Source organism: Fibrivirga algicola (assembly GCF_011742925.1).
Taxonomy (GTDB): Bacteria; Bacteroidota; Bacteroidia; order Cytophagales; family Spirosomataceae; genus Fibrella; species Fibrella algicola.
Genome location: NZ_WAEL01000007.1, coordinates 250,116 through 264,726 on the forward strand (window position 1 = coordinate 250,116; position 14,611 = coordinate 264,726).

General features: G+C 55.5%; 12 protein-coding genes. 11 read left to right on the plus strand and 1 reads right to left on the minus strand.

The features are described 5' to 3' along the window. The first annotated feature begins 3 nt into the window (after positions 1-3). The 7 genes from F7231_RS19295 (at position 4) to F7231_RS19325 (ending at position 9,414) form a co-directional block, all read left to right on the plus strand. Positions 4-1,749, plus strand: coding sequence for a RagB/SusD family nutrient uptake outer membrane protein (locus tag F7231_RS19295; protein WP_166693185.1), 1,746 nt, complete (start codon positions 4-6; stop codon positions 1,747-1,749). 19 nt (positions 1,750-1,768) lie between these two features. Next, positions 1,769-2,167, plus strand: coding sequence for an SGBP N-terminal domain-containing protein (locus tag F7231_RS19300; protein ID WP_085414002.1), 399 nt, complete (start codon positions 1,769-1,771; stop codon positions 2,165-2,167). Positions 2,168-2,173: 6 nt separating this feature from the next. Further along, on the plus strand, positions 2,174-3,166 hold the full coding sequence (locus tag F7231_RS19305; protein WP_166693187.1) for a DUF4466 family protein: 993 nt from the start codon (positions 2,174-2,176) through the stop codon (positions 3,164-3,166). A gap of 84 nt (positions 3,167-3,250) precedes the next feature. After that, positions 3,251-4,462: an alginate lyase family protein gene (locus F7231_RS19310; protein WP_166693189.1), complete on the plus strand. Its 1,212-nt coding sequence runs from the start codon at positions 3,251-3,253 to the stop codon at positions 4,460-4,462. Between the two features lie 154 nt (positions 4,463-4,616). Next, positions 4,617-6,569, plus strand: coding sequence for a heparinase II/III domain-containing protein (locus F7231_RS19315; RefSeq protein WP_166693191.1), 1,953 nt, complete (start codon positions 4,617-4,619; stop codon positions 6,567-6,569). Positions 6,570-6,606: 37 nt separating this feature from the next. Next, a complete protein-coding gene (locus F7231_RS19320; RefSeq protein ID WP_166693193.1) occupies positions 6,607-8,493 on the plus strand; it encodes a heparinase II/III domain-containing protein in 1,887 nt (628 codons plus the stop codon). A 147-nt stretch (positions 8,494-8,640) separates the two neighbouring features. After that, positions 8,641-9,414: an SDR family oxidoreductase gene (locus tag F7231_RS19325; RefSeq protein WP_166693195.1), complete on the plus strand. Its 774-nt coding sequence runs from the start codon at positions 8,641-8,643 to the stop codon at positions 9,412-9,414. A gap of 87 nt (positions 9,415-9,501) precedes the next feature. Here the strand turns inward: F7231_RS19325 and F7231_RS19330 are convergent, their stop codons facing one another. Further along, positions 9,502-10,482, minus strand: a complete 981-nt coding sequence (locus tag F7231_RS19330; RefSeq protein ID WP_166693197.1) for a DUF1028 domain-containing protein — start codon at positions 10,480-10,482, stop codon at positions 9,502-9,504. Positions 10,483-10,668: 186 nt separating this feature from the next. Between F7231_RS19330 and F7231_RS19335 the strand changes: the two genes are divergently transcribed. The 4 genes from F7231_RS19335 (at position 10,669) to F7231_RS27770 (ending at position 14,541) form a co-directional block, all read left to right on the plus strand. Further along, entirely contained in the window at positions 10,669-11,628 is a 960-nt protein-coding gene (locus F7231_RS19335; protein ID WP_085413995.1) for a nitrilase family protein, read from the plus strand. Between the two features lie 37 nt (positions 11,629-11,665). Continuing rightward, positions 11,666-12,523, plus strand: a complete 858-nt coding sequence (locus F7231_RS19340; RefSeq protein ID WP_085413994.1) for a dienelactone hydrolase family protein — start codon at positions 11,666-11,668, stop codon at positions 12,521-12,523. Positions 12,524-12,806: 283 nt separating this feature from the next. Continuing rightward, positions 12,807-13,379, plus strand: a complete 573-nt coding sequence (locus F7231_RS19345; RefSeq protein ID WP_085413993.1) for an RNA polymerase sigma factor — start codon at positions 12,807-12,809, stop codon at positions 13,377-13,379. A 55-nt stretch (positions 13,380-13,434) separates the two neighbouring features. Continuing rightward, positions 13,435-14,541: a FecR family protein gene (locus F7231_RS27770; protein ID WP_166693199.1), complete on the plus strand. Its 1,107-nt coding sequence runs from the start codon at positions 13,435-13,437 to the stop codon at positions 14,539-14,541. Positions 14,542-14,611: the final 70 nt, after the last annotated feature.

Consider the following 14,611-nt stretch of genomic DNA (forward strand, 5'->3'; position numbering starts at 1 on the left):
GTCATGAATCGAATCTATAAATTATACCTTCTGGTGGGTCTGGTCGTGATCACAGCGGCCTGTACGCAGGATCTGCTCGATCAGGTCCCGACCACCCAACTGTCGGCCGACCTGTTCTGGAAAACTACTGCTGATGCCAGTGCGGCCGTCAACGGCGTGTACGAAGCCAACCGCACCACCTTCGACCGCGACTATTATTTCGACGGGGCTGGTGAGTTTATGCATACCCGTGGCACCAGCAACAACCAGGGTTCGTTCAGCCCCAGCGGCCTGGGTTCGGCCACGAATGCCACAACCGGAGGTAACTTTGGCTTTCTATGGGGTGATTGCTACCGGGCCATCAACCGGGCCAACTACGTGCTGGGTAACATCGGTATACTGCGCGCCACGACGACGGCACCGGCCGATCTGGCCCTGATGGACCGGCTGGTGGCAGAAACCCGTTTTCTGCGGGCGATCAACTATTTCCGGCTGATCGATCTGTGGGGTGACGTGCCTTACTTTACGAATAAGCTGAACGGCAACGCCGAAGCTTACACCCTGTCGCGTACCCCCCGCGCCGCCGTGAAAGATTCGATTTTAGCCGATCTGGCCTTTGCCGCTTCAGTGCTACCCGAAACCTACTCGGGCGATAACCTGGGCCGGGCATCCAAGCTGGCCGCCTGGGCATTCAGCGGTAAGGTGAACCTGTTCTGGGCCTCGTGGATGAAAAACGAGGGCAACACCGCCGAAGCCCAAAAGCACTTCACCGCGGCTGCGGCTGACTTCAAGAAAATCATCGACCGCAATATCCCGCTCTTTCGCAATGGCGATCCCGGTCCGGCCGACAACCCGAACTACTGGCATCTGTTCCAGTACTTCAACGAGTACGACCCCGAAATCATCTTCTCGGTGCAGTTTGGCGGGCCACTGCTGAGCCAGGGCGAAGAACTGTCGCGCGATTTTGGGAACCGGAACACGGGCTTCGGGCAGGTTTGGGTAGCACCAACATTCCGGCTGGCAAATCGGTACCAGCTCACGAGCACTGGTGATTTTGCGCCGCCTCTCGTGCTGAGCCGCACTACGACGCTGACCAACAGCGCCACCAACCCGAAGTCATACGAAGGTCGTGACTACCGCATGCGGGCCACGATGGTCTGGGATGGTCAGAAAATGGTACAGCTCTCGACCGATGGCCTGACCGTAGTTGGCGACAGCCTGCCATTCCGGTTTGGTAACCGCGATGGCGTAACGGCCATCAACTACGACGGTGCGCCGGCGGGGTACGTCTTCCGGAAATGGGTACGTCAAACGGGCGGTATTGGCCGGAGCGACGGACCACAGGATATTTACCTGATGCGCCTGCCCGACGTTTGGCTGATGTATGCTGAAGCCGTCAACGAGATCAGCGGCCCAACGCCCGAGCTATTTACGCTGCTGAACCGCATCCGTCGCCGGGGGAACCTGCCGCCGCTGAACGCCGCGAAATTTGCTTCGAAAACCGAATTCTTCAAGGCAATCGAGCAGGAGCGGATCATTGAACTGGTGGGTGAAGGACAGCGCTTCTTCGATATTCGCCGCTGGAAGAAAGCGGAGGAAATCTGGCCTGCCCCAAGTGGACAGGTACTGTATGACACGCAGGGCACCCGTATCCGCGACGAGTTCGTGAACGCCGACCTACGGGCTTACCAGCGCTATTACATCTTCCAGATTCCAACCAGCGAGATCGAAGTAAATCCCAAAATCACCCAGAACATTCCCTGGCTCTAAGCTGAAATCGCCATTATCCATGAAACGAACAATCCTATATATCTGTCTGAGTCTGCTGACTGTGGCTGGCCTGTTTGCCTGCGGCGGTGAAGACCCAATTGATGCGAATGGCCTGCTGATTACCCAGCGTTCGCAATCGTACATGACCTCGTTTGACTTGCTGGGCACCGATCACCGCACGGTACTCGTCAGCGGTCAGACGAAGATCGACACTACCGCGCTGACGGTTACGGCGGTAGCCAGGTTTGGCACCAGTATGCAGCGGCTTAAGCCGATTTGTAGCGTAGTGACCGACGCCATTGTGGAGCCCACGATGGGTATCTGGACCGACTTTACCGAGGCCAAGACCTACACCGTTGTGTCGGGCAATCGGCAAGTGCGCAAAACGTATACCGTTACCGTCACTCTTCAAAAATAGCCACCCATGCGTCATTACCTTATACCGCTTATTCCGGTTGCTATCGTTGCCCTGCTGACCGCCGGTTGCGAAAAAAAAGCAATTGCACCAACCGAGCCGTTTCAAAACGATTTGCTCAAAAAGACCGTTGGTCCGGCCGTCGTAGGTGACCGGATCGAGTTCGCCTATGCGATCGGTACGCTGGAAGGCGATCTGAAAAATGTTCGGGCCGAAGCCAGCGTGGCTGGAGGGCCGGGAACGGGGTTCAGCCGCAACTCCTGGTACACTAACCCCAGCACGGGCGTTGATCAGCCCAAACAAACGGCAACCGATACCCTGACCAACGGAGCCGTTTCGACCGCCAATATTCTCGATGTGGCGACCAACAAGGCCGTTACGTTGCGGTATTACTATTACCCAACCGCCGATGCGCAGGGGAAAGACGTGTCGTTCCGGTTCAGCGCTACCAACTCCACCGGCAAAGAAGTCAGCATTCAGTCGCCCTCGTACAGGATCAGCCGGATGGACATGAAACGGTCGATCGTCCTAGGCGATGGGGCCAAAGCGTATGTATCGCTGGCCGATATGACTGCGTATACTAAAGCAGAAGTGGAAGCTAACAACCTGGGCAGCAAGATTGATTTCGTGTACATCTACCGACCCACGATCAGCACGTTCGCCTTCGGTCATGCCCTTATTGCACCGTCGAACCCAACGTACCTGACCGACGTGGTACTGCCAACTGGTCTGGCTAAGCCCCGCACCCTGCTCGATAAGCGGGTGGATGTGAAGGACGCTCAACTGCGTGGCACGGCCGGCTTCGATGTCTTCATCGATGATATCGATTTGCAGCAGACCACCTTCGTCAATTCCGCTGACTACGCCTACGGTTTAGCCGCCGATCAGGGCGCATTCGTGAAGTCGGCCGATGGTACTTATGCGGCTTACGTCTACGTTAACGCGATTAACAATACAGCTAAGACTATGACAGTGAGCATAAAGCGGATTAAATTAAACTAGCTTCATTTGTTTTGTGGGAGCGGCCGGTAGTCCGACCGCTCCCGCTTGTTTTACAGGGTATTGCTCCCCCTCACGCACCAACTTATGAGACCATACGGCCAGCGCCTGGCGCTATGGGTATGCCTGCTGCTTGCGGCAGGTGGACTCCGGACTTACGCCCAGTCAGCTAAAATTCCAACCACTTTTCTGATCGATCCCAGCGTGCTGGCCGCCAGCAAAGCGGCCATTGGGCAGGGAAACACGGCGTTGCAAACCGCTAAACAAACACTGCTGGCCAATGCCGACAAAACGCTGACCAAGCCCGCACACTCGGTTGTTGAAAAAACCAAAACGCCCCCCAGCGGTGATAAGCACGATTACATGAGCGTTGGCCCGTACTGGTGGCCCGACTCCTCGAAAGCCAACGGACTGCCCTACATCCGAAAAGATGGGCAGATCAACCCGGATCGCTACGCCATTCAGGATGGCACGTACCTGAACGCCCTCTGCGACGATGTGCAGTTGCTGTCGCTGGCGTATTACTTCTCTGACGATGAAAAATACGCGCGCCGGGCGGCCGAACTGCTACGGGTCTGGTTTCTGAATAACGACACGCGCATGAACCCAAACCTGAACTACGGACAGGCTATTCCGGGCATTACCGAAGGGCGTGGCATTGGGCTGATCGACACCCGGATGCTAGCCAAACTGGTCGACGCTACGCAATTATTGACAGGTTCGAAAGCGTGGCCCAAACAGGATCATGTGGCATTGCAAGGCTGGTTCCGGCAGTTCCTGACCTGGATGCTGACGAGCCCGATCGGCAAGGATGAGGAAGATGAGCATAACAACCACGGCACCTATTACGATTTCCAGTCGCTTGCGTTTGCCCTCTTCCTGAATGATAAACCGCTGGCAAAGCAGATTCTGGAAGACAAGACCGTTAAACGAATACAGAGTCAACTAAAAGAAGACGGCAGCCAGCCGCACGAACTGGCGCGCACCCTTACCTGGGGTTATTCGGTCATGAATCTGAAAGGCTTTTTCGGGCTGGCTCGTCTGGCCGAAAACGTCAATATGGATCTCTGGAACTACCAGACACCCGACGGGAAGAGCCTGAAAAAAGCCTACTTCTGGATGCTACCCTACGCTGACCAGCAAAAGCCGTGGACCTTCCAGCAAATCAAAACCCCGCATTTCGACGAGTTTCTGCCCCTCAAAGCCGTTGCCCAAACTAAGTACAAAACCGCCCCGGCAACGCCTGTACCGGCGTCGGGTGCAGAGAGTGTTTTTGCCCTGACCCAAACGCTGTTTTAGTATGAGCGTGGTAGTGGCTGCTTTCGGTGTGTGATGCTGTGTATTGCGCTGGGCTCTTCGATAGGCTCAGCGCAATGCACAGCATCACACAATACCACACGTAGCATCACGCAAGCGCAAATAGCCAAATCTACCTGTAACGTACCCAGTCAGTATGAAACGCCTTTTCATAGCCTTGTTTTTCAGTGTGCTCTGCGTTGGGGTAGCTACCGCGCAGGAAGCCAATCTGCTCAGCGGAAAATTCTCGAAAGAGGGGGTGAAAGAAGTCCTGATCCCGCAGGCGAAGTGGACTCCCTTTCCGAAGCGCGATGATCGGGCTGGCTGGGGCAAAGCAGACCAGGCGATGATGCAGGCGTACCTGAAAAAAGCAGAGACGTACCTAACCTATCAGTGGCCCTACATTCCCGCTACGAAATCGCTGCTCATTGAACGAACCGGCGACCGGGATGAGTATCAGAACGTCAGTTTCGAGAAACGCGAGGTGCTGGGCACGCTACTGCTCGCCGAAATCTACGAAAACAAGGGACGGTTCACCGATCAGATCATCGACGGGGTATGGTCGATCTGCGAAGAATCGTTCTGGGGCGTTCCGGCGCACTTACCCAAGTCGAAAGCCTATGCCGGCCTGATGGACGTGTCGAAGCCGTTTGTCGATCTGTTTGCTGCTGAAACGGCAACGTACCTGGCCTGGGTCGATTACTACCTGGGCGATAAACTCGATGCCATTTCGCCGCAAATCCGGAAGCGAATCTATACCGAAACCAACAGCCGGATATTCCAGCCTCTGATGACGCAGCCGCACGGCTGGATGACCAAAACCGCCAATGGCCGTGCCCCCAACAACTGGAACCCCTGGATTTGCTCGAACTGGCTGAACGCAGTGTTGCTCCTCGAAAAAGACGACAACAAGCGCGCGGCGGCGGTCTATAAACTGCTCGACGTACTCGATGAATTCGTGAACCCGTACCCGGCCGATGGGGGCTGCGACGAAGGGCCAAGCTACTGGGGGGCGGCCGCGGCCTCGCTGTACGACAACCTGGCCTTGCTCAATACCGCCAGCAATGACGCCTTTGCGTATGTGTATGCCGACGAGAAGTTCCGGAACATGGGGCGGTTCATCTACCGCGCTCAAATCAGCGACCGGTATTTCCTGAACTTCGCCGACGCTGATCCGCAGCCCGGTATGGCCGCTACCATGATCTATCGCTACGGAAAGGCCATCAGCGACCCCGACATGATGCGGTTTGGGGCTTACTACCTGAAGCCGGAAACCGGTAGCATCGGTAAGTTTCACTACTTCCGCCACTTTTATTCGCTGTTTATGCAGGATGAATTCCGAGGAGCGGCTAAAGGCCTACCGCTACCCCAGAACGTTTGGCTGCCCGATTTGCAGGTGTTTGCCGCCCGTGACGAGGCCGGTACAACCAACGGGTTTTACGTAGCGGCCAAAGGTGGGCATAACGACGAGAGCCACAACCACAATGACATTGGCAACTATGTGGTGTATTACGATGGACAGCCACTACTGATCGACGTTGGGCGGGGTACGTATACCAGCAAGACCTTCAGCGGTAAGCGCTACGACATCTGGTACAACTGCTCGGATTACCATAACCTGCCCACGATCAACGGCCAGAACCAGTCGCCCGGCCCGAAGTTCAAAGCCAGCAACGTGGCCTACAAAGCAGGCAATGGCTTTACCCAGTTCGACGTCAATCTGGCGCAGGCCTATCCTAGCCAGGTAGGCATTATCAGCTACCAGCGCACCATCCGGCTCAACCGGGGAAAAAACGTGCAGGTTGCCGATGCCATTAAACTGGAGAAAGCCACAGACCTTACCCAGCACCTGATGACCTGCTACCCGACCGATCTTGGAAAACCGGGCGAATTGCTGGTGCATTATGCCCCCAAAGGCGGGCCGGCCAACGACTTTGTGGTGACGTACAACCCGAAGCAGTTTCAGGCCAGCGTGGAGAAGGTGAAACTCGATGCGCCTGAGGATAAGGGTATTATTGCCAAGTGGGGCGATACCATCTACCGAATCAACCTGAAAGCACTGACGCCCAAAACAGCCGATAAAGCTACTTTTCAGATTGCGGCCAGATAATCCACGACGACACCAACCAATTTCCCTCAACTCGATTATGAAAGCGCTTTTAACCGGATCGTTCCTTCTCGTTTGCCTGTTTATCAACGCCAGCTTGGCGGTTGCTCAGGAGGGCCCCGTAACGGCCGCCACCAAACTGCCTGATCACCCCCGCCTGTTGCTCCTGGCCGGCGAAGAGCAGGCCATTCAGAAAACGATCAAGGCCGATCAGACCTGGTCCGCTATGCATCAGGCAATCGTGGCCGAGGCTGATGTGATGTCGAAGGCCCCGCTACTGGAACGGATCCTGACAGGTCGTCGGTTGCTCAGCATATCGCGCGAGGCCCTACGCCGGATTTTTACGCTGTCGTATGCCTACCGGCTCACGCAGCAACCAACGTACCTGAAGCGGGCCGAGCAGGAACTGCTGACCGTAGCGGCCTTCAGCGACTGGAACCCGTCTCACTTTCTCGACGTGGCCGAGATGACAATGGCCGTTGCTATTGGCTACGACTGGCTACATGGCGGTTTGCCTGAATCGTCGCGCGCCACTATCCGTCAGGCGATACTGACAAAAGGGCTACAACCGTCGCTGGAATCAAAAAATAACAGTTGGCTGCGGGCTACCCACAACTGGAATCAGGTGTGTAACGCAGGCATTGCCTTCGGGGCAATGGCCATCTACGAAGACCAGCCCGAACTGGCCCGCAACCTGATCAACCGCGCCATCACGACCGTGAAACTGCCCATGGGCGACTACAAACCCAACGGCGGCTATCAGGAAGGCTACGGGTACTGGGGCTATGGGACCAGTTTCAACGTGTTGCTGATCAGTGCCCTCGAAAAAGCGCTTGGCAGTGATTTTGGCCTGACCAACATACCCGGCTTTATGCAAACGGCGGCTTTCATGGAAAATATGAGTGGCCCAACCGGAATTCCGTTTAACTACTCCGATTCGGGCGGCAGCGGTGAATTGCAGCCAGCCATGTTCTGGTTTGCCAACAAGCTGAAAGACCCGTCGTTGCTGATGGAGGAGCGCCGTCAACTGATGAACGTTCCGGCGACGAAGCACGTGAGAAACCGGCTGATTCCGGCTGTGATGATCTGGAGTGGTGGCCTCAAACTCGACAAACTAAAAGCCCCCGCCAACCTGATCTGGGTAGGGAGCGGTACCAATCCGGTGGGCATGATGCGCACCTCCTGGACCGATCCGTCCGCCATTTACGTAGGCCTGAAAACCGGCTCGCCCAGCGTGAACCACGGCCATATGGATGTGGGGTCGTTTATTATGGATGCCGATGGCGTGCGGTGGGCGATGGATATGGGTATGGAAGAATACAACCCGCTGGAGGTTAACGGTGTAAAGCTGTGGGGCATGACCCAGGACTCAGAGCGGTGGACGGTGTTTCGATACAATAATTTCACGCACAACACATTGACTGTTAACGGAAAGTTGCAGCAGGTGAAAGGGTTCTCGTCCATTACCTCATCGTCTGCTGATCCCCGGTTCATGAACCTGACCACCGATCTGACGCCCGTTTACAGCGATCAGTTGGTGAAGGCCAATCGGGGCCTGGCCATCGTCAACAAAACCCATGTGGTGGTGCGGGATGAACTGCAAACCCGTTCCACCGAAACAACGGTGCGCTGGACAATGGCCACTCCGGCTACCGTAACGATCGTGGGAGAGAACCGCGCCGAACTGACCAAAAATGGTAAAAAGCTAATTCTGCAAGTGCAGGAACCCGCCAGAGTAGTGATGAAAACCTGGCCAACGACGCCGTCGCGTAGTTTCGAAAATCCCAATACGGGTACCAGCCTGGTTGGGTTCGAGGTGGTGGTGCCCGCCAACTCAACCGCTGCTATGACCGTATTGCTGATTCCTGAGCAGGCGGGAAACGTGAAACCAACACCAGTGTTACCCCTCACGCAATGGCCAAAGTAGGTACGTTGATGACGGTCTGAAAAGGGTATTGTCCGTACATTCGCCCTGCCGTCTGCCCAATTAGCGGCGCTCAACCAGGCGTATCGGGGCAGACGGGCACATCTTCATTACCTCAGAACACTCGCTTAAACAGTCCTTTTCTCTACGATGACCAACGTACTCAATTCATTTTCATTAGAAGGTAAACTCGCTTTAGTGACCGGCTGCAACCGGGGTATTGGTATGGCAATGGCCGAGGCACTGGCCGAAGCAGGTGCCGATATTATTGGTGTTTCGGCCAATCTGGCGGCACAGGGAAGTGCCGTGGCGCAGGCTGTAGAGGCACTGGGTCGTCGGTTTTATGCCTACAAGGCTAATTTTGGGCAGCGCGACTCGCTCTACGCGTTTATCGAACAGGTAAAGGCCGACCATCCGGTGATCGATATTCTGATCAACAACGCCGGCACCATTCTGCGCCAGCCCGCCGCCGAGCACTCAGACGCCTATTGGGATGAAGTGATTGAAATCAACCAGAATGCACCGTTCATTCTTACCCGCGAAATCGGCAAACGCATGATCGAGCAGGGGAGTGGCAAGGTCATTTTCACGGCCTCGTTGCTGACCTTCCAGGGCGGCATTAACGTACCCGGCTACGCGGCCAGCAAGGGCGCCATCGGTAGCATGGTGAAGGCATTTGCCAACGAATGGGCTTCGAAAGGCATCAACGTAAATGCCATTGCCCCCGGCTACATCTCAACCGACAATACGGAAGCCCTGCGCGCCGATCCCGAACGCAGCCAGTCGATTTTGGGCCGTATTCCGGCCGGACGTTGGGGCGAACCCGCTGACTTCAAAGGCCCCGTCGTATTCCTGGCATCAGACGCCGCGAAGTACGTTCAGGGCACCGTCCTGACCGTCGATGGTGGCTGGATGGGACGGTAAATTCGTAGGTTACAGTTTGCTGTTTACCGTTGCGCTGCCTGTCGATCAAACCCGGCCAGCGTAGCAGTAAACAGCAAACTGTACACGTTATCTCACCAGTTGTGCCAGTTCGGCATCAGATACCGTCAGCAGGCCTACTTTCGGTAGACGGCGGGTGAGTTCGCGCCAGTTACCGTCTTGAGCGTAAATGCTTTTGAGCATACCTACGGCTTTCGGAACCTGTTTGGTATTGGCCAGTGCAATCGCCGTCCAATACTGCATCTCCAGATTTTTTGGGAACAGCTTCATGGCGGCACCGTACAGGTCCATGGCGGCTTTCATGTCGTTTTTCTCCGTTGCCAGATCGCCATTGTTCATGTACTCGTAGGCGCGGTGGGTACGTAGCAGCCGCGCTAGTTCGGTGAGTGGCTGTTCCGCATCATCAACCCGCAGGTCTACCAGATGATTATCGTCCCAGGGCGTATCGCCCGCCTTGCCCTTCACCACCAGTAACACCGCCGATTGCCGCCCACGAATGTCGCCTCCCGCTGCCTGAGCGGCGTTGAGGGCGCTTACTACCCGTTCGGGAAGGGGTAACGACGCGTTTTTCTCGAACGCTGCCGCCATTGCGTCGGGCACGGTGTTGTTCAGCATCATGTTGGCCTGCACCGAATAGGTGGCGCCTTTCTTATGGCCGGCAAAATCAATGCATTTGGTGCCCGTATGCACCGCCACGTTGCCTTTGGCATCGGCAATCGCCACCTGACGTACCTCCCGGCCCTCGTCGGTGCGGAGTAGCTCGTCGAGAGCTTCCTGAGCCGTTTTGCCGGATTTGAGCAGCTGGAGCCCACGCATCCCAAACGATTTATTGGTGAACGACTGGGTAGCCACCACGCCAACGCCCGCTTCGCCCCACGATACCGACGTACCCACCGAAAACCAGTGACTTTGTACCCCGACGGCCAGATCCCCCGTTTTTTCGTCGCGGGCCACAATCGAGAAGGTATGGGCAAAAGGATCCCCCTTTAGCGTGTGCTGGGCGTTGCCCCAAAACGGAATAGTTAAGAGAAGTAAGACAAGTTTACGCATCGGTTGCTGTGAGTTAAGTCCCCCAAAAATACGCGAATCGCGTTGACCCGGCACCCCCTATTGTTGGTAAATAGATATTGACCCGACAGACAGTGTCACGCAGTAGTGAACGCTCTTTTTCTGGCCAATCACGGTAGTCAGGAATTGTATTTTCCTTTCCAATGCAGGGATCATTTTACTCAGCCTATGCAACACCTTAAAATTGCCACCGCTCAATTTGAGCATGCCAGTGGCGATAAAGCGGCCAACCTGGCAATAATTCGGCAGTTGGCTGGCGAGGCTGCGCGGCAGGGCGCTCAGGTAGTTGCCTTTCATGAATGCTCCATAACGGGTTACACCTTTGCGCGGAACCTGACCAAAGCGCAACTGCTGGCCATTGCCGAGCGTATTCCAGACGGTGAGAGCATGCAGGCTTTACAGGCGATTGCGCAGGAGCACGACATCGTAGTACTGGCTGGGTTGTTCGAGAAAGATCAGGATGATCACCTATTCAAGGCGTATGTCTGTGTAGATAAGAACGGGTTGGTGGCTACGTATCGGAAGCTGCACCCGTTTATCAATCCGCACATTCAGCCCGGAAATCAGTACGTTGTGTTCGAGTTGCTTGGCTGGAAATGCGGCATTCTGATCTGTTACGACAACAACATTGTTGAGAATGTGCGCGCTACCGCCCTGCTGGGAGCCGACATTATTTTTATGCCCCACGTGACCATGATGACGCCCTCGACTCGCCCCGGTGCAGGGTTTGCCGATCCGGCGTTATGGGCTAACCGGGAAAATGACCCTACCTCACTACGGCTGGAGTTCGATGGCCTGAAAGGGCGGGCGTGGCTGATGAAATGGCTACCCGCCCGCGCCTATGATAATGCCGTTTACGTGGTTTTCAGTAATGCGATCGGGATGGACGAAGACCAGTTGAAAAATGGCTGCTCGATGATTCTGGACCCCTTCGGCGATAGCCTGGCCGAATGCAGGCAGCTGGGTAATGACGTGGTAACGGCCACGTGTACACCCGAAAAGTTACGTCAGGCCGGCGGTTATCGTTATCTTAAGGCCCGCCGCCCCGACCTCTACGCTGACATTATTGGTCAGCCGCACGAATCGGAGCAAAAGGTGGTCTGGCTCACGTCAGAATCAGCGACATAATTACCTTTCCAGTCAACCCTGTTTATAAACCCCGATCATGGATCAGCGCATCATTAACCTCTTCGACGAGTACACCCACAAGCCGCTCAAACGCGACGATTTTTTGAAACGCCTGGCTAAACTGACGGGCAGTATGGCTGCCGCCATGACTGTATTGCCGCTCCTGGAAGTCAACTACGCGCAGGCGGCTACCGTAGCCCATACCGACGACCGTATCAAAACGGAGTCGATTACGTACCCAGGCGCCGACACAACCATGAAAGGCTATCTGGCCCGTCCGGCGGCACCGGGTAAGTACCCTGCCGTGGTCGTGATTCACGAAAACAGGGGCCTTAACCCCCATATCGAAGACGTAACCCGGCGCATGGCCCTGGCTGGCTTTGTGGCGCTGGCTCCCGATGCCCTCTCGGCCGCCGGTGGCACGCCAACCGATGAGACCCAAATGCGCGAACTGTTCGGGAAACTCGATGCAACCGCCACCCGCAACAACTTTGTAAAAGCCGTTGAGTACCTGAAAACACAGGCGAACAGTACCGGAAAAGTGGGTTGCGTTGGATTTTGCTGGGGTGGAGCCATGGCGAATCAGCTCGCCATTCACGCGCCGGATCTAAAAGCCGCTGTGCCCTTCTACGGCCGCCAGCCCGATGCCGCCGACGTACCCAAGATGAAAGCCGCCGTACAACTGCATTATGGTGGACTGGATGAGCGCGTCAACGCGGGCATTCCCGCCTACGAAGCTGCGTTGAAAGCCGCCGGTATCCCTTACGAATTGTATATCTACGAAGGCGCTCAGCACGCGTTCAACAACGACACTGCGCCAACCCGTTACAACGAGGCTGCCGCTAAACTGGCCTGGGAGCGGACCACTAAATTCCTGAAAGAGAAACTGGTGTAAGTTGGTCTTCCGGTTTGCAGAAGAGTTACTAGTATACTGCTTTAGCCAGCTATTAATGACGGTTGAGTAGACCAGGAAGGGGGCAGCCAGTTACTGACTCATTTGGTGGACTTACCTCTCATCGGTAGCTGGCTATAGCAGTTACCACACCTGAAGGCCGCCTACCTTAAAGTGGCCGGCAGTGTAGGTGCTTACCTCTTTTTGCGTTGTTTTCAGTACGATTAATTTTATATGTTTCTGGACGATACACTCGTTACTTACAGAAATGGCTTAGCAAGTTCAGGTGGACGAACAACAACTTTGGGCCGCTTTTCAGGCGGGAGATGAAGAGGCTTACACGCAATTATACCAACTACATATTCGGGCCATGTACCGCTATGGCATGAGCCTGGTGTCTGCTTCTGAAGCCTTTGTGCTGGACTGCGTGCACGATGTCTTTACCGAATTGTGGGCCAAACGCACCCGGCTGTCGATTCCCGCCAACATTCGGCATTACCTGCTTCGGGCGCTCAAGAACCGGATCATGCACCTGCTCGAACGAAAAGAGCGCTACAACAAATCGCTGGACGAAACCGATTACGATGGCCTCTGGGCGGAGCCGAACGAGCTGGAGCTTCTGGAAGAACTGGAAGCGGCCAGCACCCGGCAGCAACGGCTTCAACGGCTCATTGCCCAGCTTCCGCCCCGGCAACAGGAGGCGCTGAAACTCCGCTTTGTCGAAAACATGGACTATAACCAGATCGGCGAGGTGCTGGATGTGAATCAGCAGTCGGCTAAAAACCTGGTTTTCCGGGCCGTAGAGAAGCTGCGGGGCTGGATTATTCTTCCTTTTTTAACTTTTTCTACTTTTTTTTAGGATTAAGTGAGTACGCTTTTGAAGTCCTGTCATCTACTGACAAATTCAATCGCTAGTGGCGCACTTATACGAGCACTTTTCATCGGCCGATTTTCTAACGGACGATGCCTTCGTGACACATCAGCTTGGGCCAACGCCCCAAACTACCCGGTTTTGGGCAGATTGGCTGGCGCAGCATCCGCATCGGCAGGGCGAGTACCAGCAGGCTATCGAGTTGTTGGCCGCTATTCGGCTGGGACTGACCGAGTATGCTGAAACACAGATACCTGAGGAGACGATTCGCCTGTTACTTGTCCGGATTAAACAGACAAACGCGCAGGTACGTCCGCTTGGCGGGGCTGCACGCCGGTTGAACTGGGGGCGTTGGGCGGCCGCAGCGGCACTTGTTCTGGCGGTGGGTGGTGGCGTCTGGTGGCAGATTGCGCATCGCACCACGCCTTACGAACAGCAGCTAGCCACCTTGCCCACTGCTTTCACCGAACAGGTAAACACTACCCAACAGGGGCAAACCATTCACCTGCCCGATAAGTCGGTGGTTACGCTCGCCCCAAACAGCCGGCTGAGTTACCCCGCCGATTTTGGCCAGCGGAACCGGTTTGTGTACCTGTCTGGCGAAGCAACGTTTGCCGTGACCAAAAACAGCGCCAAGCCCTTCCTGGTGCATGCCAACGAGGTGGTTACCAAAGTGGTTGGGACCAAGTTCACGGTGCGGGCGTTTGCCGGTGAAAACAGGGTGCATGTGCAGGTGCAGTCCGGTCAGGTATCCGTGTACCGCAATGATCCGACAGGCTCGTTGGTGCGGCAAAAAGGCGTAATGCTGCTGCCCAACCAGCAGGTGGTTTTCAACCGCGAGACCGATCAGTTCGATAAGATGCTGGTCGATTCGCCCGTGATCCTTGCCAGTCCAACCAAACAGAAAAAAGCGCCCGCATTCGTCTACAACGATACGCCGATACCGCAGGTGCTGCAAGAGCTGACAGAGGCGTATGGCGTTGATATTCGCTACAATAAAGAAGCACTGGCCAACTGCCAGCTGAACTCATCGATGGCCAGCGAATCGTTCGAGCAAAAGCTGGGTATCGTGTGCGCCACCATCGGGGCGTCCTACGAAATTATTGATGGACAGATAGTTATAAACGGTGGCGGCTGTCAGCAACCCTAAGTTCGACGTGTATATACTGCCTGTTTCTATTTAGTGAAGGCCAGGTACGTGCCAATAGCCTTCTTCCAGC

Excerpts from the sequence above, each read along its gene's own strand:
- F7231_RS19295 (WP_166693185.1), top strand. The coding sequence starts at position 4 with ATGAATCGAATCTATAAATTATACCTTCTGGTGGGTCTGGTCGTGATC.
- F7231_RS19300 (WP_085414002.1), top strand. The coding sequence starts at position 1,769 with ATGAAACGAACAATCCTATATATCTGTCTGAGTCTGCTGACTGTGGCT.
- F7231_RS19305 (WP_166693187.1), top strand. The coding sequence starts at position 2,174 with ATGCGTCATTACCTTATACCGCTTATTCCGGTTGCTATCGTTGCCCTG.
- F7231_RS19310 (WP_166693189.1), top strand. The coding sequence starts at position 3,251 with ATGAGACCATACGGCCAGCGCCTGGCGCTATGGGTATGCCTGCTGCTT.
- F7231_RS19315 (WP_166693191.1), top strand. The coding sequence starts at position 4,617 with ATGAAACGCCTTTTCATAGCCTTGTTTTTCAGTGTGCTCTGCGTTGGG.
- F7231_RS19320 (WP_166693193.1), top strand. The coding sequence starts at position 6,607 with ATGAAAGCGCTTTTAACCGGATCGTTCCTTCTCGTTTGCCTGTTTATC.
- F7231_RS19325 (WP_166693195.1), top strand. The coding sequence starts at position 8,641 with ATGACCAACGTACTCAATTCATTTTCATTAGAAGGTAAACTCGCTTTA.
- F7231_RS19330 (WP_166693197.1), bottom strand. The coding sequence starts at position 10,482 with ATGCGTAAACTTGTCTTACTTCTCTTAACTATTCCGTTTTGGGGCAAC.
- F7231_RS19335 (WP_085413995.1), top strand. The coding sequence starts at position 10,669 with ATGCAACACCTTAAAATTGCCACCGCTCAATTTGAGCATGCCAGTGGC.
- F7231_RS19340 (WP_085413994.1), top strand. The coding sequence starts at position 11,666 with ATGGATCAGCGCATCATTAACCTCTTCGACGAGTACACCCACAAGCCG.